At 65.6% G+C, this 21,337-nt stretch carries 18 protein-coding genes; 9 read left to right on the forward strand and 9 right to left on the reverse strand.

The annotated features are described in order from the left end of the window. Positions 1 to 11: 11 nt before the first annotated feature. The gene (locus ACMDW7_RS02140; RefSeq protein WP_414859592.1) at positions 12 to 215 is read left to right on the forward strand and encodes a heavy-metal-associated domain-containing protein; all 204 of its coding nucleotides are present in this window, start codon (positions 12 to 14) and stop codon (positions 213 to 215) included. Between the two features lie 126 nt (positions 216 to 341). Here the strand turns inward: ACMDW7_RS02140 and ACMDW7_RS02145 are convergent, their stop codons facing one another. From ACMDW7_RS02145 to ACMDW7_RS02165, 5 genes are all read right to left on the reverse strand, one after another. Further along, complete coding sequence (locus tag ACMDW7_RS02145; RefSeq protein ID WP_377305991.1) at positions 342 to 725, reverse strand: hypothetical protein; 384 nt, start codon at positions 723 to 725, stop codon at positions 342 to 344. 22 nt (positions 726 to 747) lie between these two features. Beyond that, the gene (locus ACMDW7_RS02150; RefSeq protein WP_377305989.1) at positions 748 to 1,080 is read right to left on the reverse strand and encodes a heavy-metal-associated domain-containing protein; all 333 of its coding nucleotides are present in this window, start codon (positions 1,078 to 1,080) and stop codon (positions 748 to 750) included. A 22-nt stretch (positions 1,081 to 1,102) separates the two neighbouring features. Continuing rightward, complete coding sequence (locus tag ACMDW7_RS02155) at positions 1,103 to 1,771, reverse strand: hypothetical protein (RefSeq protein ID WP_414859593.1); 669 nt, start codon at positions 1,769 to 1,771, stop codon at positions 1,103 to 1,105. A gap of 115 nt (positions 1,772 to 1,886) precedes the next feature. Next, entirely contained in the window at positions 1,887 to 2,078 is a 192-nt protein-coding gene (locus ACMDW7_RS02160) for a zf-HC2 domain-containing protein (RefSeq protein WP_377305985.1), read from the reverse strand. Between the two features lies 1 nt (position 2,079). Beyond that, on the reverse strand, positions 2,080 to 2,697 hold the full coding sequence (locus ACMDW7_RS02165; protein WP_377305983.1) for a sigma-70 family RNA polymerase sigma factor: 618 nt from the start codon (positions 2,695 to 2,697) through the stop codon (positions 2,080 to 2,082). A gap of 138 nt (positions 2,698 to 2,835) precedes the next feature. Here ACMDW7_RS02165 and argB point away from each other — a divergent pair, with 138 nt between their 5' ends. From argB to slmA, 3 genes are all read left to right on the forward strand, one after another. Beyond that, a complete protein-coding gene (gene argB / locus ACMDW7_RS02170) occupies positions 2,836 to 3,723 on the forward strand; it encodes an acetylglutamate kinase (RefSeq protein ID WP_377305981.1) in 888 nt (295 codons plus the stop codon). Positions 3,724 to 3,907: 184 nt separating this feature from the next. Beyond that, positions 3,908 to 4,636, forward strand: coding sequence for a pyrimidine 5'-nucleotidase (locus ACMDW7_RS02175; protein WP_377305979.1), 729 nt, complete (start codon positions 3,908 to 3,910; stop codon positions 4,634 to 4,636). After that, entirely contained in the window at positions 4,629 to 5,237 is a 609-nt protein-coding gene (gene slmA / locus ACMDW7_RS02180) for a nucleoid occlusion factor SlmA (RefSeq protein WP_377305977.1), read from the forward strand. The genes ACMDW7_RS02175 and slmA overlap by 8 nt, the downstream gene beginning before the upstream one ends. Before the next feature lie 28 nt (positions 5,238 to 5,265). On the opposite strand, the gene ACMDW7_RS02185 is transcribed toward slmA, so the two are convergent. Continuing rightward, positions 5,266 to 6,135: a DMT family transporter gene (locus ACMDW7_RS02185; RefSeq protein ID WP_377305975.1), complete on the reverse strand. Its 870-nt coding sequence runs from the start codon at positions 6,133 to 6,135 to the stop codon at positions 5,266 to 5,268. Between the two features lie 202 nt (positions 6,136 to 6,337). Between ACMDW7_RS02185 and ACMDW7_RS02190 the strand changes: the two genes are divergently transcribed. Together ACMDW7_RS02190 and ACMDW7_RS02195 are read left to right on the forward strand one after the other, a co-directional pair. Next, entirely contained in the window at positions 6,338 to 9,754 is a 3,417-nt protein-coding gene (locus ACMDW7_RS02190) for a PAS domain S-box protein (RefSeq protein ID WP_377305973.1), read from the forward strand. Between the two features lie 112 nt (positions 9,755 to 9,866). Next, the gene (locus tag ACMDW7_RS02195) at positions 9,867 to 10,445 is read left to right on the forward strand and encodes an ANTAR domain-containing response regulator (RefSeq protein ID WP_377305971.1); all 579 of its coding nucleotides are present in this window, start codon (positions 9,867 to 9,869) and stop codon (positions 10,443 to 10,445) included. 15 nt (positions 10,446 to 10,460) lie between these two features. Here the strand turns inward: ACMDW7_RS02195 and ACMDW7_RS02200 are convergent, their stop codons facing one another. Continuing rightward, on the reverse strand, positions 10,461 to 11,441 hold the full coding sequence (locus tag ACMDW7_RS02200; RefSeq protein WP_377305969.1) for a sensor histidine kinase: 981 nt from the start codon (positions 11,439 to 11,441) through the stop codon (positions 10,461 to 10,463). A gap of 553 nt (positions 11,442 to 11,994) precedes the next feature. On the opposite strand from ACMDW7_RS02200, the gene ACMDW7_RS02205 reads away from it, so the two are divergent. The 3 genes from ACMDW7_RS02205 to ACMDW7_RS02215 are packed head-to-tail and all read left to right on the forward strand — an operon-like array spanning position 11,995 to position 19,217. Next, entirely contained in the window at positions 11,995 to 15,012 is a 3,018-nt protein-coding gene (locus ACMDW7_RS02205; protein WP_377305967.1) for a response regulator, read from the forward strand. Continuing rightward, the gene (locus tag ACMDW7_RS02210; RefSeq protein ID WP_377305965.1) at positions 15,005 to 17,281 is read left to right on the forward strand and encodes a putative bifunctional diguanylate cyclase/phosphodiesterase; all 2,277 of its coding nucleotides are present in this window, start codon (positions 15,005 to 15,007) and stop codon (positions 17,279 to 17,281) included. Before ACMDW7_RS02205 ends, ACMDW7_RS02210 begins: the two co-directional genes overlap by 8 nt. A 7-nt stretch (positions 17,282 to 17,288) precedes the next feature. Further along, entirely contained in the window at positions 17,289 to 19,217 is a 1,929-nt protein-coding gene (locus ACMDW7_RS02215) for a sensor domain-containing diguanylate cyclase (protein WP_377305963.1), read from the forward strand. A gap of 109 nt (positions 19,218 to 19,326) precedes the next feature. Here ACMDW7_RS02215 and ACMDW7_RS02220 read toward each other — a convergent pair whose 3' ends face one another. Then, positions 19,327 to 19,974: a response regulator gene (locus ACMDW7_RS02220; RefSeq protein WP_377305961.1), complete on the reverse strand. Its 648-nt coding sequence runs from the start codon at positions 19,972 to 19,974 to the stop codon at positions 19,327 to 19,329. Next, positions 19,971 to 21,059, reverse strand: a complete 1,089-nt coding sequence (locus tag ACMDW7_RS02225; protein WP_377305959.1) for a histidine kinase — start codon at positions 21,057 to 21,059, stop codon at positions 19,971 to 19,973. Before ACMDW7_RS02225 ends, ACMDW7_RS02220 begins: the two co-directional genes overlap by 4 nt. Positions 21,060 to 21,337 lie beyond the last annotated feature (278 nt).

Genomic DNA, 21,337 nt, shown 5'->3' on the forward strand with positions numbered 1-21,337 from the left:
AAGACATCACCATGATTCGAATGCACGTCCCCGACATGACCTGCGGCGGTTGCGCCGCCGCCATCACCCGCGCCCTGCAAAGCGCGGACACGCAGGCGCAGATTCAAATCGACTTGCCCGGCCATCAGGTGAGTGTGCAAAGCCGCCTGAGGGCGGATCAAGTCTTGAATGCGCTCAAGACCGCCGGCTTCACGCCCGAGCTGCAAGCGGCCTGAGGCGAAGCCCGCATCCCGCCACGCAGATCAGTTGGTGCGGCTCTTCAGGTCAAAGTGGCTGGAGAAGCCCGCCAGACAAGCGGAAAGCCGTATCCAGTGCCGCGCTGGCGGACGGCGCTGTGGGCGCTAGAAGAACAGCACCGGCGCTACGAACGCGAAGAAGGCGCCCACCAGGTAGATCGCCACCGACACGCCGTACACCCAGGCCGAAATGCGCCGGGTGCGCATGCAGGTGGCGGCCAGGGCGGGGTCTGTGGGGCAGGGCTCGAAACGGGCGCGCCATTGCAGCCAGCCAGCCAGAGCGAGCATGACGCCCGCCGCGGCAAACACCCAGGCCGAGCGCTCCGAGAACCACACCAGCGCCGGTACGGCCGAGACCAGCCCCGCCAGTGCCGCGCCCGCACCGACGGCCACCAGCAGCGCGGGCAGCGCGCAGCAGATCAGCGTGCCGCCGCTGGTGAACAGCGACAGCAGGCTGGCTGTGCGAGAGGCGTTGGTGGTGGGCGTCATGACTGCGGCGCGGGTAGGCGGGTTACTTCTTGACGTACTGCGCCTTGATGGCGGCCACCGTCTGCGGCACGTATTCGGCCTTGACCACGTCGTAGCCGGCGTCCTTGATGTCGGCCTTGAACTTGTCCAGCGCCATGGTCTGGCCCGGCTTGAGCTGCACGGCCACGACCTTGTTCTTCAGGTCAACGAACACAGCCTGCGTGGCAGCCTGCTTGGTCATCTTCATCTCGATGCCCTGCGCGCAGAAGGCGCAGACCATGCCGTTGACTTCGGCGCGGATGGTCTGGACGCCTTCGGCGGCCTGAGCGGCCAGGGCGGATGCAGCCAGGGCCGCGGCGATGACGAGCTTCTTCATATCGGACTCCTTCACAACGAACTCAGAACGCAAAAACCTTCATGACCGCCACGCGGGGCTTGCCCTCCGTGTTGGCGCCCACTTCAACGTACAAACTCTTGTGGATCATGCGCAGGAAGGGCGTGACCTCCACCTTGTCGTCAAAGCGCGGCATGCGCTTGGCTTCGACCACGAGCCAGGGCTGCCATTCATCGAAGTTCACTTCGTAGAACGAGAACCCGGCCTGGGCCTTGTAGGTGTCGTACTGCAGACCGCCCTTGCCGCGCAAAGTTGCAGCAGATACCAGCGTGTACAGGCGGGTGGTTTCCCAATCGAATTGCACCATCGGCATCCAGCCCGTGCGATCCGCCATGCGGTGGCCGCTGGGGTGGGTCTCGCGGGTGGTGCCCACGTCCAGCGCAAACCACAGGTTGGCCTGGGAGTCCGGGCGGTTCCAGCGCGCGACGCGGCGCACGTAGTTCACCCCGGTGTGCTCCACCCGGTGCGGGCTGCCGTCCATCTTCCAGCGGTGATACCCCACGCCGAGCGCGTCCTTGCCGGTGAAGGCTCGGTTGATCATCCAGTCCTGATTGAGTTCGCTGGCCTCACCCATGACCATCCAGGAATCCTTGAAGCCGGTGAGCGGGCCGGCGTTGACCAGTGCCGGCAGGGCAAGCAGCGCGCAGGCCAGCAGGCGTGCGGCGCGGGGCATTGACGGTGCAAACGTGAATCTCATGCCGCCACTATGGACATTGCCATTGTGGGAAGCTCAAGCCGCGCGACGCGGCACGGCGGCGCGCCGGGGAAACCCGGACTCGCCGCGCCGCTCAGGCTTCCGATTCGTCCCGGTAGGCGCGCCAGGCCTTCATGCGCACGCTCAGCACCTTGTTCTGGCGCACAAAGATGGAACATGCATCACAGGCGAGCAGGTGCAGACGCAGGCTCAGCCGCTCGAAGAGGCTGAGGTTTCGGTCCTGCGACTGCAGGACCATGACGAAGACTTCTCTGCACGTTTTCATTTCAGGTGTTCTTGGCCGCCTGCCCGAACCAGTTGACTTCGAGACATTCGCGCAGACGTGCGCGCGCTCGATGCAGCAGGACCCATGCATTCGTCGGCGTGACGCCCAATGCCTTACAGATCTCCTCAGTCTCCAGCTCCATCCACTCGCGCATCATGAACAGGCGGCCCTGCGTGCTCGGGAGTTTCTCCACGCAGGCTTCCAGCGCGGCAAAGAAGGCCCCGCGTTCGTAGTCGCCCTCGGGATTACCCCAGTCCGTGGGCTTCTCTCGCCAGTGGCCCGTGCTGTCGAACAGGGCGTCGAGCATGTCGGATTCACTCTCGTCGTCCTCGCGGCTGATCTGCACCCAGCGCTGGCCGGCGCGCAGAACGTCGATGATCTTGTGTTTCAGGATGCCGGTGACGTAGGTGCGCAGCTGGCTCTTGCCGGCAAAGGCCTGGGGTTTCTCGAGCACGGCCAGCAGGGTGTCGGAGACGCAGTCCTCCGCGGTGGCTTCGTCGCGCAGCTGCAGGCGGGCGTACTTGAGCAGGGCGGGGCGCAGGGCTTCCAGATCGGCGGGCTGCGGGGCATGCGCGGCAGACCCTTGCGGGGGCGCGCCGGAATCGGTTGAGCTTGGCATGGCTGGATTGTGCGGGTGTGGCGCAAGGGCGTCCATCCCCGGCACCCACTGGCCGGCCGAGTGATCCGCGCGGCGCGACAGTGGCCCTCATTAAGATTGGCGCCAATCCCGCCGACCCGACCGTACCGGAACCACCCGATGACCGAAGCCACGACCCCCAAGCACGAAGCCGCCCGCATCCTCGTCGAGGCCATGCCCTACATCCGCCGCTACTACGGCAGGACCCTGGTGGTGAAGTACGGCGGCAACGCGATGGTGGACCCGCAGCTGCAGGCCGCCTTTGCGCAGGACGTGGTGCTGCTCAAGCTCGTGGGCATGAATCCGATCGTGGTGCACGGCGGCGGCCCGCAGATCGATCAGGCGCTGGACCGCCTGGGCAAGAAGGGCACCTTCATCCAGGGCATGCGCGTCACCGACAAGGAGACCATGGACGTGGTCGAGTGGGTGCTCGGCGGCGAGGTGCAGCAGGACATCGTCGGCCTCATCAACCACGCCGGCGGCAAGGCCGTGGGTCTGACCGGGCGCGACGGCGGCCTGATCCGCGCGCGCAAGCTCCTGATGAAGGACATGAAGGATCCGAGCATCACCCACGACGTAGGCCAGGTCGGCGAGATCGAGAAGATCGACCCCTCGGTGGTGAAGGCCCTGCAGGACGACCAGTTCATCCCGGTCATCTCGCCGATCGGCTTTGGCGACGACAACGAGAGCTACAACATCAATGCAGATCTGGTGGCCGGCAAGCTGGCCGAGGTGCTGAAGGCCGAAAAGCTCGTGCTGCTCACCAACACGCCCGGCGTGCTGGACAAGAACGGCAACCTGCTCACCGGGCTGACCAGCAAGCGCATTGACGAGCTGTTCGAGGACGGCACGATCTCCGGCGGCATGCTGCCCAAGATTTCTTCGGCGCTCGAAGCTGCCAAGAGCGGCGTGAACAGCGTGCACATCATTGACGGCCGCGTGCCGCACGCCCTGCTGCTGGAGATCCTGACCGACTCCGGCGTGGGCACAATGATCCGCAGCCATTGATGCCGCAGCATGGGCGGCGTGAGATGCGCGGCGTGAAAATTCACTAAAGATCGGCCGAGATCCGCTTGCCACAAGCGGGAAGCGGCAAATTCGATATTTCAATCAAACGTTGAAAATAATCATCCTTCGGGTCAATAAATCAACATTTGATTGAAAATTAACCAGACGGTCCCGCCCTTCATCCATGCCCGGCATCTGGTTTTTCGACCTCGACAACACTCTGCACAACGCCAGCCACGCCATCTTTGGCGGCATGGACGAGCGCATCAACCAGTGGATCATCCAGCACCTGCAGGTCGGCGCGGCCGAGGCCGACCGCATCCGCCGCGAGCACTGGCGCCGCTATGGCGCCACGCTGATCGGCCTGGTGAGACACCACGGCGTGGACGGCCTTCAGTATCTGGAAGACACGCACCGCTTCGACCCGCGGCCGCTGATGCGCTTTGAGCGCGGCCTGGCGCTCAAGCTGGCGCCGCTGCCCGGGCGCAAGATGCTGCTGACCAATGCGCCGTCCATCTACTCGCGCCGCGTGATGGCCGAGCTGGATCTGGATCGCCGCTTTCACGGCCACGTCGCCATCGATCACATGCGCGTGTTCGGCCAGTTCGCACCCAAGCCCAGCAAGCGCATGCTGCGCCAGCTGCTGGCGCGGCATCGCATCCAGCCCCATCAGGCCGTGCTGGTGGAAGACTCCGTGGCCAACCTCAAGGCTGCGCGCGCGATTGGCATGCGCACCGTGCTCGTGCGCGGTTACACCCGCGGCGCGGTGCGATCAAGTGGGTATGTACCCGCTCACAGCGCACACCAATCGGGGCGGGCTTCTTGCGTGGACTGCTGTGTACACTCCGTCGCCCATTTGCGCCGCAAGGCCTGGCTGATTTCTTCTCTGGATCGCACACTCGCCGATGTCTGAAGCCCCAAGCCAAGAGGCGCCTACCCGCAAGCGCCCGAAACCCGGCGAACGCCGCCTGCAGATCCTGCAGACCCTGGCCGAAATGCTTGAACACCCCAAGGGCGAGCGCGTCACCACCGCACTCCTGGCCAGCAAGCTCGATGTCTCCGAAGCCGCGCTCTACCGCCACTTTGCGAGCAAGGCGCAGATGTACGAGGGCCTGATCGAGTTCATCGAGACCAGCGTCTTCGGGCTCATCAATCAGATCACCGCGCAGGAAGAAGACGGTCTGAAGCAGACCGGCAGCATCGTGGCCATGCTGCTCAAGTTCGCCGTGAGCAACCGCGGCATGACCCGCGTGCTGATCGGTGATGCGCTCGTGCTTGAAGACGAGCGCCTGCAGCTGCGCATCAACCAGTTTGTGGACCGCGTGGAAGCCGCCGTGCGCCAGAGCTTGCGCACCGCCGCCACTCAGGGTCAGCTGGCCGACAGCGACCCCGGCGCCCGCGCCGGCGTGATCGTGGCCGCCGTGCTCGGCCGCTGGCACCGCTATGCCAAGTCCGGCTTCAAGTTGGACCCGGCCCAGGGCATCGACGCGCAACTGCGCGTCCTCCTTACCTGAGCAGCTGCGCGTCCTGCTTACCTGAGCATCACTGCGTCGCTGGCCGCCGCTCCATGGCGACCAACCACACCGCTGACAGGATCACCCCCGTACCGAGTACGAAGATCGGCGTGATCCGCTCGCCCAGCAGGGCCGCGCTCCACAGCAGGCCGAAGATCGGGATCAGCATCGGCACCGTCATCGCCTTGACCGGGCCGATGCGCACCACTAGCGCCATGTAGCGCGCCGTGGCCCAGGCGGAATTGCTCACGGCAAGGATCGTCACCCACAACCAGGCCGCGGTCGAAGGCCATTGCGTCGGCAGAAAGAACAGCGCCGGTACCAGCAGCACCAGGCTCGCTGCACTCAGCATGGCGAAGGTGAGGGTGAGCGAGTTGACATGGCTGGCGTGCCGCTTGGTCAGCAGCTGCGCGAGCGCAAAGCACAGACAGGCGCCCAGACCGGCAGCCACCGCACCCGCCACCTGCGCGCTCATCGCCACCGGGCCCAGGCCGACCAGCAAGCCCACTCCCGTCACGCCCAGCACCACGCCGGCACCGCGCCGCGCAGTGAGCCGCTCGCGCAGCAGCCATACGGCCAAGAGCGCGCCGAATACCGGCACCGTGGCATTGATCACGGCCGGATAGCTCGCCGGCAGGATGGTCGTGGCCCAGGCAAAGAGCACAAAGGGCAGTGCGTTGCCGATCACACCCAGACCACCTGCCAGCGCAGCGTCTTCGCGCGCCAGCCGGCGCCGCTGAAACGCCAGCAGCACGGCCAGCGCCAGCGCACCGAGCGCACAGCGCACGAAGTTCAGCGGCAGCACGCCGAACTCCGGCACCGTCATGCGGATCAGCGGGAATGACGCACCCCACACGGCAGCCAGCAGCAGGATTTCGGCCAGGGTTTTGAGCGGCATGCGGTCGGTCGGCAGACCCTCGCGTGAGGGCCTCGGTGGTGCGGGGCAAGAGGGCGCTGAACGGCGCTTGCGTGAGCGCACCGCAGCCCGTTCGCAAGCGCAGCCGAGCGTACACTCGACCGCACTTGATCCGCGCCACGCGCGATCGAATCGGTCTGCTGCGCCAAGCAGCACAGAAGAACCTGCACCCTCGCGCGAGCCCGTGAACCAGCCCACCGAGCTGCATGCCGCACAGATTGCCGTGACCCAGCGGGCGCTGCGCCTGTTTGCACCGCTGTATGGGCCGCTGCCCGTGGCCATCGCAGTGCTCGACGCGACTCAGCGCCCCTGCTTTGCCAACGATGCTGCGCGCCGGCTCGCCTCGGCACCGGACATGGACGCCACCGCGCACGACTGGGTGCTGCGCATCGTGGCGGCGCGCACGCAGCTCGCGCCGAGCGCGCCGTTGCTGATGGCCGAACAGCGCTGGGAGGTCCGGCTGGGCGACGCCGATCGCCGGCAGGATCTTGCGGTGCAGCTGCGCGAAATCGAGATCGACGGGCTGCTCTGGAGCGTGCTGACGATCGAGGATCGCTCCACCGACCGGGACTTCCAGCGCGAGATACAGCGCCTGACCTCGTATCGCGGTGTGCTGCTGGCCGCCAGCCGCGTTGGGGTGGCGCACGTGATCGGCGAACAGATCGTCGAGGCCAATACCGAATTGGCGAACATGCTGGGTTACGAAAGCGGGGCGCTGGCGGGGCGAGGCGTGCCCGCGCTGTTTGCCAGTGACCGTGCCTGGCGGCGCATCCAGGACCGCTCGATCCGTGCGCTCGCGCATGACAGCGTGTTCACGCAGCAGTGCGCCCTGCGCACCCATGATGGGCGCGAGCTGCCTGCGCTGGTGCACGTCGGGCGCATGGATGCCCGAGACCCGGAGCAGGGCCTGCTGATCACCGCAGAGGATGTGACACGGCACAAGGCGACGACACGGCTTCTGGACCAGGCTTCCACCGAGCTTGCAGCGATTTTCTCGAACTCGGCGATCGGCATCGTGCACATGGTGCGCGACGCCAGTGGTACCCATTCGCGTGCCGTGCGTGTGAACCGGCAGATGGAGCTCATGCTTGGTGCCGGTCGTGATGAACTGATGGGCACTGCGGCCGATGCGTGGATGGACGCCGAACAGGCCCAGATCCTTCGCGAGGCGGCCGGGCGCGCCATCGCACTGGGCGAGCACTTCAAGGTCAAGGTACGGCTGCGTCGACTGGACGGCACAGCCTTGGACTGCCTGTCGCACGGTGGACTGATCCACCGGGAGCGGCCCGAAGACGGCATTCTCGTGGCGTTTCTCGACATCTCGGAACAGGCGCGTGCGGAGGCGCAACTGGCCGAGGCCGAGCGGCGATTCGCCTTCTTTGCCAACAACACCGATCTGGGGATCACCATCCACGAGGCGGGCAGCGGGCGCATCGTGCTGGCCAACCCTGGCTATGAGCGTCTGGTGGGTGTGGACCAGGCGCGGCTTGAGGCGCAGCCCCGACTGCTGCGCAGTCGCGTGCATCCGGACGATCTTGCAGAGTTCGATGCCTTGCAGGACGCCATCGCTCAGGCCCGCGCAGACACGCGTGCGTACCGGCTGATCGATCTGGAAGGCCAGCAGCGCTGGGTGTCCACACGGATCGAGGCCACCCGCTTGCCCGACGGGCGCACTTTTGCCTATGCCATGAGCTCGGATGTCACGACCCAGAAGGCCCGGCAGGAGCAGCTCTCGCAGACGATTGCCGAGCAGGAGCAGCTCTTCAAGGCCGCCAACGTGGGCATCGTGTTCGTCAAGGCGGGCCGCATTGCACGCGCCAACCCGGCCTTCGAACAGATGCTGCGGGCTGCGCCAGGGGGGCTGATCGGCCAGTCTTTCGGCGACATCTTCCCCGAGGCGGTGGTATTCAGCCTGCGCCCGGATGGACCGTATCCGGTCCTTGATGAGGGCAATGTCTATACCGTCGAGGTGCAGCTCAAGCGCACGGATGCCTCGACCTTCTGGGGCGATGTGAGCGGCCGCGCACTGGATGCCGGCAATCCCGCCGCCGGCTACCTGTTCTGCTGCCTGGATGTCGATGAACGTCACCGCAGCGAGGAGCGGCTGCGCGAAACCACCGCCTTTCTGGATCTGGTGCTCGACAACATGCCCATGCTGATCTCGGTACGAGATGCGGAAACATCTCGTCTGCTGCGCATGAATCCTGCTGCAGCGGACGTGTTCACACCGCTTCAGACCGAAGCACTCCCAATGCCCGATGCCACAGCGCTGGCTACCGCCCGCTTGCCGGAGCCGCCGCTCAGGGCGACCGGTGTGCCTGTTGCAGCGCCGCCCGGCACGCTCATGCAGCGCATCCTGGAGGCCGACCGTCGGGTGATGCGCGACTCCGTCGTGGTGGACGACGAGGGTGAAGTGAGCGCACCCAACGGGGGCGGCACACGCACATTCCGTACTCGTACGCTGCCGGTGTTCAACAGCTTGGGTCAATGCAAGTACCTGCTGAGCCTGTCCGAGGACATCACGGAACGCAAGCAGGCTGAGCTTGCACTGCGCGAGAGCGAGGCCCGCTTCCGCCAGTTTGCCGAGCAGACCGACCAGCTCATCTACATCTATGACCAGGCCGCGGGTGAGCTTCTGTATCACAACGACCGGCTCGAGGAAGTGCTCGGGCTGTCGACCGAGCGCGTGCTGAGCGAGCGCCTCAGTGGCTACGAGAATGTCATCGATGCGCATCAGGATCGCGTCGCTGCCATGCAGGCTGTGGATCTTCGGCACGAACGCACGGACGTGGAGCTGTCCATCGGCCACCCGCGCAAGGGCGAGCGGGTGCTGCGCTGGCTGCGCTTCGCAGTCACGCTGGCCAGCGGCTCACTGCGCGTGTTCGGCATGGTGGAAGACGTCACCGAGCTCAAGCAGGTGGAGGCGCAGCGCCTTGAGGAAGCGCTGCGTCAGCGCGACCTGCTGATCCGCGAAGTGCACCATCGCATCAAGAACAACCTGCAGGGCGTTGCCGGCCTCATGCAGCAGATCGCACTGCAAAAGCCGCACCTGCGCGACGACTTCACCGATCTGGCAGCCAAGGTGCAGGCCATCGCGCAGGTTCATGGCATCCAGATGGACCGATCTGGCATGTTCGACTACCTGGTCGTGGCGCGCGCCATCCTCGGGGGCGTGGAGCGCATGTATGGCGGGCGCCTGGACATGCGGATCGACGCGGCGCTGTCCGGGTGGATGCTGCCCGAGCAGGAGTCGGTGCCGATATCGCTGGCGATCAACGAACTGGCAAGCAACGCGGTTCGGCACCGCGATGGCAAGGTGCAGGGCATCCCGGTGGTGGACCTGGTGGCCGATCGACTTGGTGAGCAGCAGGCGGTTCGTCTGCACATCCGCAATGCCGGGCGCCTGCCTCAAGGATTTGACTTTCAGTCCCTGCCCCCGGGTGTCACGGGACTGTCACTGCTCAAGGCCCTGCTGCCGCGCCGCGGCTGCCAGATCCGCTTTGGTGAGCGTGTAGACGACGCAAACCAGGCCTGGGTCGAGGTTGATCTCGTTCTGGCGCCACCGGCGTTGCGCAGCCCCGCAATGCACGCGGCGGTCTGAAGTGTTAGGCACCGTTTCCCGTCCTTTTCGAGGCAACCCGATTTCGGGGTGCGCCTATATCATCAGTGCTTGTTTGCCCGGCATCCGGCCCGGCGGCCCACAGTTCTAGCGCATGAGTACCCCCAACACCGCCCCCACCGTTCTGGTTGTCGACGACGATCGTCTCGTGCTGGCCACGACCTGCAGCGGGCTGCGGCATGCCGGTATGAACGTGCTCGAAGCCGATAACGGTGACGACGCGATCCTCATGGCGCGCGAGCACCATCCAGACCTCGCGTTGCTGGACATCCGCATGAACGGCAAGGACGGCCTGTCGGTGGCGGCCTACCTGCGCGAGCACACCGGCACGCCATTCATGTTTCTGTCGGCCTTTGCCGACCAGGAGCTCGTAAACCGCGCCAGCGAGCTCGGGGCGCTGTCCTATCTTGTCAAGCCGCTAGACATCAGCCAGGTGGTCCCTGCCGTGCGAGCGGCGCTGAGCCGCCCGAAGGCGGATGCGACAGGCAAGTCCGCCGAACCGGACGCCCAGTCCGAGTCTGTGCGCATTGCGACTGGAATTCTCATGGAGCGCTACCGCTTGCGGCGTTCGGATGCCCACGAGCGACTGCTGCGTGCAGCCGAACGCTCCGGCAAGTCGGCAGACGACTACGCTGCCAGTCTGATCGAATCGGTCGAATCCCTGGCCGAATAGTCAGTCGAGCGCGGCCTAATGCGTGCCGCCTTCCCATAGCGTGAAGTAGAACCGTGCCCCCTGACCGGGCGTGGACTCGGCCCAGATCCGGCCGCCGTGGCGCTGGATGATCGAGCGCACAGTCGTCAGCCCCACTCCCGTGCCACCAAACTCGTTGGCGCTATGCAGTCGCTGGAACAAGCCAAACAGCCGGTCCGCAAAGCGCATGTCGAAGCCCACACCGTTGTCCTCGACGACGTAGGTCAGGAGTTCGCCCTGACGCTCGGAGCGGAAGATCACCAGCGGCTCCTTGCTGCGACTGCTGTACTTCAGCGCATTGCCGACCAGATTCTCAATGGCGCGGCGCATCAGCAGCTTGTCGGCGCGCACGCGCAGACCCTCCTCGATCTGGAAGCTGGCCTGACCATACTGGGACGCCATTTCCTCGGCGCAGGCCCGAACCAGCGCGGACAGATCGATCGATTCCGCGGCAAGCTGGCTGCGCTCGAGCTGCTCCAGTTCAAGCACCTTGTCGAGCATCAGATTCAGACGCACCGCGGCAGACGCGATCCGGTTCAGGTGGTCGCGGCCGACCTGATCGAGCTTGTCGCCGTAGTCCTCCAGAACAATGCGCGCAAAGCCATCCACCACCCGTAGCGGTGCGCGCAGGTCATGGGAAAGCGCTGCCAGCGAGGTGCTCTGATCAGTGCGGGCACGTTGCTGAGCAGACTCCAGCAACAGCACGGCCTGAGTGCGCCCAGGTAGGGGCTCCACGCGCGCCGCCATCGGAATGTCCGTGCCGTAGCGATCCGTCAGCGCCAGGCGGCAACGCATCGGACGGCCCTCGGCCATGGCCGCATTGAGCGCGGCCTCTGTCTGATCGCAGTCCGACGGGCTGCCGGACAGCCGCAGCTTGATGGGCATGCCGGACAGGTCGGCCGAGCGCAATTCGAGCAGCTGGCACAGGGCCGAGCTCGCCTGATCAATGTGCACGGTGCCAGCCTGTACTGATGCCACCAGGACCGGTCCGCTCGCATGGGCAAGCAGGAGGTCAATGAGCGGATCACTATCTGCCGCTCCCGGTTGTGCATCTCCGCTCTCTCGGCGCCGGTCTTGGGCAACCCCTTGCGGCAAGCGCGCCGCAGTACCGGCGGGTGCGCCCGGCCCTGGGGCGACCCTGCGACTACGCGCCCAGAATACGCCTGTAGCCATACCGATGGCCAGTGCTGCCCCTGCGGCCAGCCAGAGCAGGACGCCGCTGGATTCACCGGTGGCAGCCTGCGCGCTTGAACAGGCGCACACCATCAGTACACCCGGTGGCACTGACCGAAGCGTGAAACGGCGCCACGCGCCGGCGCGCTTCAGGTGAGCCTTGGGATGGGCATGCATGTCCGGATTTCATCATGGATGCGCAAGTTGCAAAACGCGCGCGGAACCGGGTCGCGCGGACGTCGAGACGCCGAACAGGCTCGCATTTAGCGGTCTTCTTACGCATTCATCGTCTCAAGCAGAACCGGCAAGCTGCCGAAACAGCAGATGAGCCGAGCACGCGTGCCGGCTGACTGCCCAAATGCCCAAGCCCCCGACCCTGCTCCCCCTGTCGATGCTCGCGATTTCTGCGCCCAACCTGGCGCAAGCCGCAGCTGCAGACGCGCAAGATGGCCCCCCGACGCTGGGTCTGCTGGCATTTGTCTTGCTGTTCGTGATTGCAGCCTCGGTGACGTGGATCGTCAGATTGCGCCGTGAGCTCGAATGCGCCCGAGCAGAGCGCGCAACGGCCCTGGCGGAGGCTGCGCGTCTGAATCGCGTGATGGACTGTCTGCCGACTCCTCTGTTCATCAAGTCTGCGAGTACCCGTGCGGTGACTTATGTGAACCGCGCTGCGCTGGCGATCGCCGCCAAGGATCGGCAGGCATTCATCGGTCGATCAGCGCGCGATATCTGGGCACCCGCCTACGCGACGCGCCTGGAGGCGGGCGACGAGTTGCTCATCAGCGGTGGCCGCGACATCATCACCGACGAATTCTCGATCGAGCTGTCCGGAAAGCTGCGCGAGCTACGCACCATCAAGGGTGTGATCCGAGACGGTGCAACTGGCGAAGCACTGGAAATCATCGGCTTGGCCGTCGACAACACCGAAGCCGCCGCCGCCGCGCGGGTCGCTGAGCGCAGCGTGGCGTACCTGCGCCGTTTTGCCGAGTCCATCGACGAGTACATCTTCATCGCGACGCATGATCGCTCGCGATACCACTATGTTTCACCGCAATTCGAGCGGGTCATGGGGTTGCCCGCACCCAGCTCACCGCGTGACATCGAACTCATCCTCTCGCGCGTTCATCCGGACGACCAGCCGCTCGTGGCCAGCCGCCTGTCGCTGGAGATCGAAAGCGGCCAGGTGGACATCAAGTTCCGCTTTGATCATCCGGAGCGAGGGCTGCGCTGGCTTCGTCTGCGCACGTGGAGGCTGCGTGTACCGGGCGAGGAGGCGCTGGTACAGGGCATGTGCGGCGACATCACTGAGGAGTACGAACGGCAGCTGCTCCTGCAACGCGCAAAGGATGAGGCTGAAGCAGGCAGCCGTGCCAAGAGTCAATTCCTGGCCAATATGAGCCATGAGATCCGCACGCCGATGAACGGCGTGCTGGGCATGACGGAAGTGTTGCTGGGCACGAACCTCGATCCCAGCCAGCGCCGCCATACGGAAACCATCTATCGCTCGGCAGAAAGCCTGCTGGATACCATCAATGACATCCTCGACTTTTCGAAGATCGAGGCGGGCCACCTGGATCTGAGCAGTGAAGTCTTCACGCTGCGTACCGTGGTGGAAGACTTGTTCGAGCTGCTCGCACCACGCGCGCACACCAAGCGGATCGAGCTTGCCCACCGTATTGACAACGACATCCCGGCGCAACTCATCGGCGACCCGCATCGCCTGCGCCAGGTGATCACCAATCTGGTTGGCAACGCAATCAAGTTCACGGACCGCGGTGAGGTCGTGCTCCACGCCCGGATGGACCGGATGCTGCCCGACGGTCGGGTCCAGGTTGTCATCTCGGTGATCGACACCGGCATGGGTATCGAGCCGCAGATTCAGGGCAGTCTGTTCCAGCCGTTCACGCAAGGCAACAGCACCATGTCACGGCGCTTTGGCGGTACGGGCCTCGGCTTGGCTATCTCACGCGAGATTGCGGTGCGCATGGGTGGAGATCTGCGCCTCGCCGCCAGCACACCGGGCAAGGGCAGCGTGTTCGAGCTTGCACTGCCGCTGGCCATTGCACCGGCGCTGGCCGATGAGCTTGACGCGGTGCATGCGCGACTGGTTGGCCTGCGGGTGCTGATCGTTGAAGACAACCCGACCAATCGATTGATCCTGGAGAACCAGCTGGCGCAGTGGGGCATTTCAAGCGTCAGCGCCATTGACGGGCAGCAGGGCCTGGACGCCATGGAGACCGCGGCGCAGCGCGGGCAGCGCTTCGACCTCGTGCTGGCCGACCGGCAGATGCCGGTGATGGACGGCCTCGAGATGACCCGCGAAATGCGGCGGCGCCCCCACCTGCGCGACACCATGCTGGCGATGCTCACCTCTACCGATGGCGTCGAGGGTGCGGCGGCCGCCAAGGACGCCGGCGCCAACGGCTACCTGCCCAAACCGGTGCGCCAGCAGGAACTGCTGAATCTGCTGCTGGAGCTGGTGAGCACGCCTGAGCAGCTCAATGACGCTCGGAGCAAGAGCAGCGCACGTTTCAAGGGGCGCGTCCTGCTTGTTGAAGACAATCCCGTGAACCAGGAAGTCGTTCGCGCCATGATCGAGCCACTGGGCTGCACGTTGCGCATCGCCCACGACGGGCTGGACGGGCTGATGGCGCTGATGGATGAGCGCTTCGATCTCGTGCTGATGGACTGCCAGATGCCGATCATGGATGGTTACACCGCGGTGGCGCACTTCCGCTCCGGGCAGTATCAGGGCGACCACTTCGTCTCGCCACCCAACACGCCGGTGGTCGCCGTGACGGCGCACGCCATGGAGGCTGAAGCCCAGCGCTGCCTCGCCGTCGGGTTCGACAGCTATCTGGCAAAGCCCTTCAAGACGCGGGACATTCGTGCCCTGCTCGAAACCTGGATCGGCCTGCCGCAGGAGTTGGTTTCCGATGCCGTCGATCCGGCCATGCTCGGTGCGAAAGAGCTCGCTACCGCTGCTGACCTGGGCCCGGCCTCAAAGGCAAGCTCAGACGAGCTGGATGGCACAGTCATCCAGCAGCTGCGGGACATGGAGAAGATGGGCGCGCCGGGGCTGCTCCGGCAGATCCACTCGACCTTCCGCAGCTCGTCGCTGGACCTGATCGAACGCCTGCTTCAGTCGGCACGAATGGCAGACGCCGCGCAGGTTCGCTTCGCGGCGCACACCCTGAAGTCGGCGAGCGCCAATGTCGGTGCCATGGGCTTGTCCCGCCTGTGCGCCCAGATCGAGCGTGATGCCAGCGAAGGGCGCACTGAAGGTTTGCTGAAGGCTGCCGAAAATGCCACAGAGGTTCACGCCCGCGTTCTGGCGTGCTGGGAAGATCTGATCGAGGGTGAGTGTCATGTCTGAGCATTTGCCGGAAGACGGCGCGGCCGCAGTGCAGGCTGCCGAAGGCCTGGCTCAACCCCTGGTCCTGCTGGTCGATGATGAGCCGATCGGCCGCATGCTGACCGCATTCTCCATGACGCAACGCGGCTTCCGTGTGCATCAGGTGCAAAGCGGTGCGGAGGCGCTGAGCTGGCTGCGCACAAACCTGCCGGATGTGGTCGTGCTGGATGCACTCATGCCGGTCATGGACGGATTCGACGTCTGTGCGCAGATCCGCAGCTTCAAGAGCCTGAGTCATGTCCCGGTGCTGATGCTGACGGGTCTGAATGACGAGCATTCCGTGACGCGTGCCTATGAGGCAGGCGCAACGGACTTCTTCGTGAAGTCGTCCTCCTGGACCCTGCTGGCCGAGCGCCTGCGTTACCTGCTGCGTGCTGCGCGAACCCGCGCAGAGCTTGAGCGCAGCCGTGCCAAGCTGGCCCGCGCGCAGAGCATTGCGCGCATGGGCAGCTTCGAGCTGAATCCGGAGTCGATGATGCTGACGGGCTCCGAGGAGAGCTTCCGCATCGTCGGCTTCGGTGCGGGTCTGTCCTGCCTGTCGATCGGCGAGTTCGAATCGCGCATCGATCCGCGCGATCTGACGCACTACCGCGACACCATGAGCCGTGCTGCGCGCGAAAACATCTCGGTGTCCATGGAGCTGCGGATGTTCGTGCAGAGCGGCCAGCTGCGCATCATCAAGATCGAGGCCGAGCCCGAGCTGGATGCCGGCGGTCGACTGGTCAACTACGCCGGTGTGCTGCAGGACATCACCGAACGCAAGCTGGCGGAGGAAAAGATCCGTCAGCTCGCAAACTACGACGCGCTGACCGGTCTGCCCAATAGGCGCCAGTTCCTGTCGCGCATCGAACTCGCGCTCGAGCGTGCGCGCGTGCGCAACAGCCAGTTCGCGGTGCTCTTTCTGGATCTGGACCGCTTCAAGCAGATCAATGACACCCTGGGTCACGCAGCCGGCGACGAGTTGCTGATCGAAGTGGCTTCGCGTCTGAAGCGCTCGGTGCGTGCGAGCGATTCGGTGGCCATGGCAGACGATGACTCGGGCAATCCATCAGGGGTGGCCCGTCTGGGCGGTGACGAGTTCACCGTGCTGCTCACCGAGGTCAAGAGCCAGGACGACGCGATCCAGGTGGTCGAGCGGCTCGGCCGGGCCATCCGCGAGCCGTTGCGGCTGGTGGGGCAGGAGTGCTTCGTCTCCTGCTCGATCGGCATGGCCATGTACCCGCACCATGGCGAGGATGCGCCCACGCTGCTTCGCCACGCCGATACCGCGATGTATGCCGTGAAGGCGTCCGGGCGCAATGGCATCCAGGTGTGGAGCGAGGCGCTGGAGCGCTCCAGCCCGGCCATCATCCAGATCGAGACTGGCCTTCACAAGGCGATCGCGCGTAATGAACTGATCCTGCATTACCAGCCGCAGGTCGATATGGCGAGCGGCCGCATTGTGGGGGTCGAGGCACTGATGCGCTGGCAGCGTGAAGGGCGCCTTGTGCCGCCGGGCGAGTTCATTCCCGTGGCGGAGGAGAGTGGCCTGATCGTGCCGATGGGCGAGTGGGCGATCGAGGAAGCCTGCCGAGCCGGGCGCCGCTGGCTGGATGCGGGCATGGAGCCCGTACCCATTGCCGTCAATATCGCCAGCCAGCACATGCAGCACGCCAACCTGAGCTCGGTGGTGCAGGGCGCCTTGACGCGTGAACGTCTGCGGCCGGAGCTCCTTGAGCTGGAGCTGACCGAGACGGGCTTCATGAAGGAGATTGCGGCGAGCCTCACGCAGCTCAATGCGCTGCGTTCCCAAGGGATCGAAGTGGCGATTGACGACTTCGGCACCGGTTATTCCTCGCTGGCTTATCTGACCCGGCTGCCTCTGTCCAAGCTGAAGATCGACCGCAGCTTTGTCGATTCGCTCGACAAGAAGAACGAGGACCGGGCCGTCGTCACCGCGATCATCGCCTTGGCGCGCAGCCTGAAGCTGCGTGTCGTGGCCGAAGGCGTGGAGACTCGCGCGCAGATGGAAGCGCTGATGGCACACGGCTGCACCATCATGCAGGGCTATCTGCTCTCCAAGCCTCTGCCCGAGGCGCAGGTGCTTGAGCTGCTGGAGCGCCAGAAGAACTTTGGCGCCGAGCCGCGCTGGCAGGCCATGCGGGCCTGCGAAGAGTTTCATCTGACTGCGTCTGCCGACGGCGCGATGAAGCAGCAGGCCGTACCCGCAACTGCCGGCACGGCGCACTGAGCGGCCCATGAGCAGTGCCGTGAGCCCCTCTGGCGTCGCAGCTGCCAGCCCCACAAAGCCGGCGAGGACCGGTGATCCGCAAGCAGCCAGCGCGGCCGGCGCTGCCGAGGCCGCCAACCTGGCCCGTGAGGCCATTCGCCTGCTGGCATCGCGTCGCCTGCCACCGACCCCCGAGAACTTCAGCAGTGCCTACCGCGAGATTTCCGGTGCGGATCCGCAGACTGCGCCGGAGCGCGTACTGCTGACCTGTGTTCAGGCACTGGCCAGCCAGCGCGACAACGCGGCCGAGGCCAAACAGCTTGAGCGCGCCGCGGCCAGCCGTGACTGGGCGCGGGTCCTGGATCTGTTGCGCGGCGGCGAGAAGCGCGAAACCGGCACGGCACGTCTTGGCGAGCTGCTGACGGATCTCCTGCGACAGGTGGATCACCCCGCGCGCGGCTGGACGCCTGCACGCAAGAAGGAGTCCGCGCTGAGGGTACTTGAGGCCAGCGGTGCGGATCCCGCTCGCCTGAGCGAGCGCCTCAGCGGCCTGCTGCGCAGTTGGAGCGGCAGCGCCGATGCGGACCGCGTGGAGACCGCGGACGATGACAGCCCGCCAGCGACGACGCCTCAGGACTCGCTTGCCGCCGAGCCTGCGCGCAGCGCTGAGCGACCCGGGCACACCTCTGGGGCTGCGCAGGCATCCGCGCCTGCGCCCGCCAGCGATGCAGCAGGCGAGCCCCATGGCGCAGCGGCCGTGGCCGCTCGATGGGCGGCGCTCAGTGCCGAACTCGCCGAGGCCCTGGCGGACAGCGTGCCAAGTACCGCGCCGGAGGCCGAGCGCCTGCGCGCGCCGCTTCTGGCCGCTGCGGCCGGCCGACTCAAGGAAGTGAACGAGGTCGATGTCCAGCAGGCCGCGGACTGCGTGGTGGGCACCCACCGGCGCACGTGGGCAGAGCATGCCGAGATGCTGGGCTTGCTGCGTGATGTCATGAGCCAGACCGGAAGTCTGGTGGAAGACGCCAGCTGGGTGCAGAGCCAGGTGGCCCTGGTCAACCGTGAACTGGCGGGCGGCGTGAACCGCCGGGCGTTGCGCGACATTCGCACCGTACTGAATGGCGCAAGTGCGCAGCAGCAGCGCATCAAGCGCGAGCGGGACGAAGCGCGCGCGGCCTTCCGCCTCATGCTGGCCAAGGTCAAGGAACATCTGGAGAGCGTCGGGGAACAGACCGAGGACTTCATCGGCCAGGTGGACGGCGTATCCGCCGCGATCGGGTCGGCGACCAGTCTGGAGGCCCTGGCTGATTCCGTGGCGCAGCTTCTATCCCAGACACGCCAGATGCGCGATCGCGTCGTGGCGGGGCGAGACGAGCTCGTGAACGCGCAGCAGCATGTCCAGGAGCTTGAAGACCGTGTCCGCACGCTCGAGGCGGAGCTGGTAAGTGCCGGCGAGCGGGTGCTGACCGATCACCTCACACAGATCATGAACCGCCGCGGCTTGGAGCAGGCGTTCGAGCAGCTCAGCGCGCAGTCCTCACGCGCTTCGGATGCGCAGCCCAGGCCGCTGGCCGTTGCCCTGCTGGATGTGGACAACTTCAAGCAGCTCAATGACCTGCTGGGTCATGCCGCGGGTGATGAGGCGCTCAAGCACCTCGCCGGCACTTTGCGCGCCACTGTGCGCGCCGTGGACCAAGCCGCGCGCTACGGCGGCGAGGAGTTCGTGGTGCTGATGCCGGACACCACGCTCGAGCAGGCCCAGCAGACCATGACCCGCGTACAGCGTCAGCTGACAGCCAACTACTTCCTGCACGACAACCGGCAGGTGCTGATCACCTTCAGCGCTGGTGTCACGGTCTGGCGAGCCGGCGAGAGTCTGGCCGAGGTGATCGTGCGGGCCGACACGGGCATGTACGCCGCCAAGCGCAGCGGCAAGAATCGCGTCGTTCCGGTTGATTGAATATCAAATTCGGACAGAATATACGCGGCAAACAACTCGCCGAGGACTGGCTTTGGATATGCGGAAAGCCGATTTTTGTCTTCTTAAAAACAAACAAAATCGGCCATATTCAGACCAAGCCGTGCTTGATCGCGTAGTGCGTCAGCTCGGCGTTGGTCGAGAGCTTCATCTTTTCCAGCAGGCGTGCGCGATAGACGCTGACTGTCTTGGGTGACAAGCGCATGGCCGCAGCGATCTCGGAGAGCTGCTTGCCCGAGCCGATCGCCTTGAGCGTCTGCATCTCCCGGTCCGAGAGCTTCTCGTGCGGCAGGCCTTCGCCCTCGCCTGCCAGCGCCGCGGCCATCAGCTCGGCGATCTCCGCAGACAGATAGCGCCGCCCCTGCGCCAGCTGGCGCACGGCAGCGACCAGGGTTTGCGGTGGCGCGCTCTTGTGCAGGTAGCCGTTCGCACCCGCGCGCAGGCTGCGCAGTGCGTACTGATCCTCGGTGTACATGGTGACCACCAGCACCGCGACGGCATTGCCCTCCGCGCGCAGGGTCTTGAGCACATCGATGCCGTCGCGCCCCGGCAGGTTGATGTCCAGCACGATGACATCGGGCGTCAGGCCGCTGCGCAGCAGCTCGCGCAGCTCGCCGTACTCGGTAGCCTCGCCGATCACGCGGATGTCCGTGTGCTCAGCCAGGGTCTCGCGCATGCCGCGCCGGATCAGGGCGTGGTCGTCGACGACGATCACGCGGGTAAGGCCCTGCGTGCTCATGCGGGTTCAGCAAGCGTGGCCGGCTGACGCGGCAGGGTCACGATGAGGGTTGTACCGCGTGTGGCCAGCTCGCCGGTCTCGCTGATCAGGTCCATCTCGCCACCGAGTGCGCGTACGCGCTCGCGCAGTCCGGAGAGGCCAAAGCTGTCCGGCTTGGCAAGAGCCTGCGCGCCAAGGCCGACGCCGTTGTCCGCAACTTCGAGCGAAACCTGATCGCCCAGGTCGACGAAATCCAGCGCCACCTCGGTCGCCTTCGCGTGCTTGGCCACATTGGTCAGCGCCTCCTGGCCCACACGCAGCAAAGTCAGCGCGACGTCCGGATGCAGATCGCGCGGCTCGGCATTGAACGCGATCACTGCGTCAATGCCGTGGCGCTCCTTGAAGCTGCGGACCTGCCACTGCAGCGCCGCGATCACACCCTGATCCAGCACGGGCGGACGCAGTGAACGCAGGATGCGCCGAGCGGCATGCAGGGCCTCGTCGGCCGTCGCCAGTGCACGCAGCGCGCGCGCCTTCACATCGCCTGCGCTGTGGCGCTCGATCCAGTCCAGATCGAAGCGCAGCGCAGTGAGCTGCCCGCCCACATCGTCATGCAGTTCACGGCCGATGTCGCTGCGCTCGCGCTCCACGGCGTGCTGCAGATGGGCCGACAGCGCGGCGAGCTTGGCCTCGCTCTGCGCCAGGCGGGCCTGCTGGGCAGCGTTCTCGGCACGCAGCGCCGCCCGCTCGATGGCTTGTTCCAGCGCATTGGACAGACGCGCCAGCCGCCCTTTGAGCAGGTAGTCGTCGGCGCCCTCGCGCATGGCTTGCACGGCGAGGTCCTCGCCGATCTCGCCGCTGACGATGATGAAGGGCAGGCTGGCCTGCGCCGATGCGCGCAGACAGGCCAATGCCCCGAAGCTCGAGAAGTTGGGCAGGTTGTGATCGGAGATCACGGCGTCGAACTGCTTTCGCGCCAGGGCTGCCTTCATGGCCGCTTCGTCTTCGACGCGCTCGCAATGGGCCTGAACGCCTTGCCGCTTGAGTGTGGCCAGTGTGAGGAAGTAGTCCTCCTCACTGTCTTCGACGACGAGCAGTTCTCTCATGGGCTGGCCCGGTTCGGTGGTGTATGCAATTTGTCAACTCGCTGGCCGCTGCGGCTGGCGGTCCGGTCGAGCGCGAGTGGGTTGCAGGGATGTTAACGGCGCATCGTCGAGCCGCGAACACGATCCACGCGACTGGCTGCCGGTGTCGGTGCAGGCGGGGAATGTGCGCCCTTTGCCCCCTTTATTGCCCGATTGAACGCACCCCGCCAAACCGATACTGATCCAAAGCCCTGCAAGCCCATGGTGTGCCCTGACACACCATCGCATCAGGGCTGAGA

The organism is Piscinibacterium candidicorallinum (assembly GCF_047549485.1).
Lineage (GTDB): Bacteria > Pseudomonadota > Gammaproteobacteria > Burkholderiales > Burkholderiaceae_C > Piscinibacterium > Piscinibacterium candidicorallinum.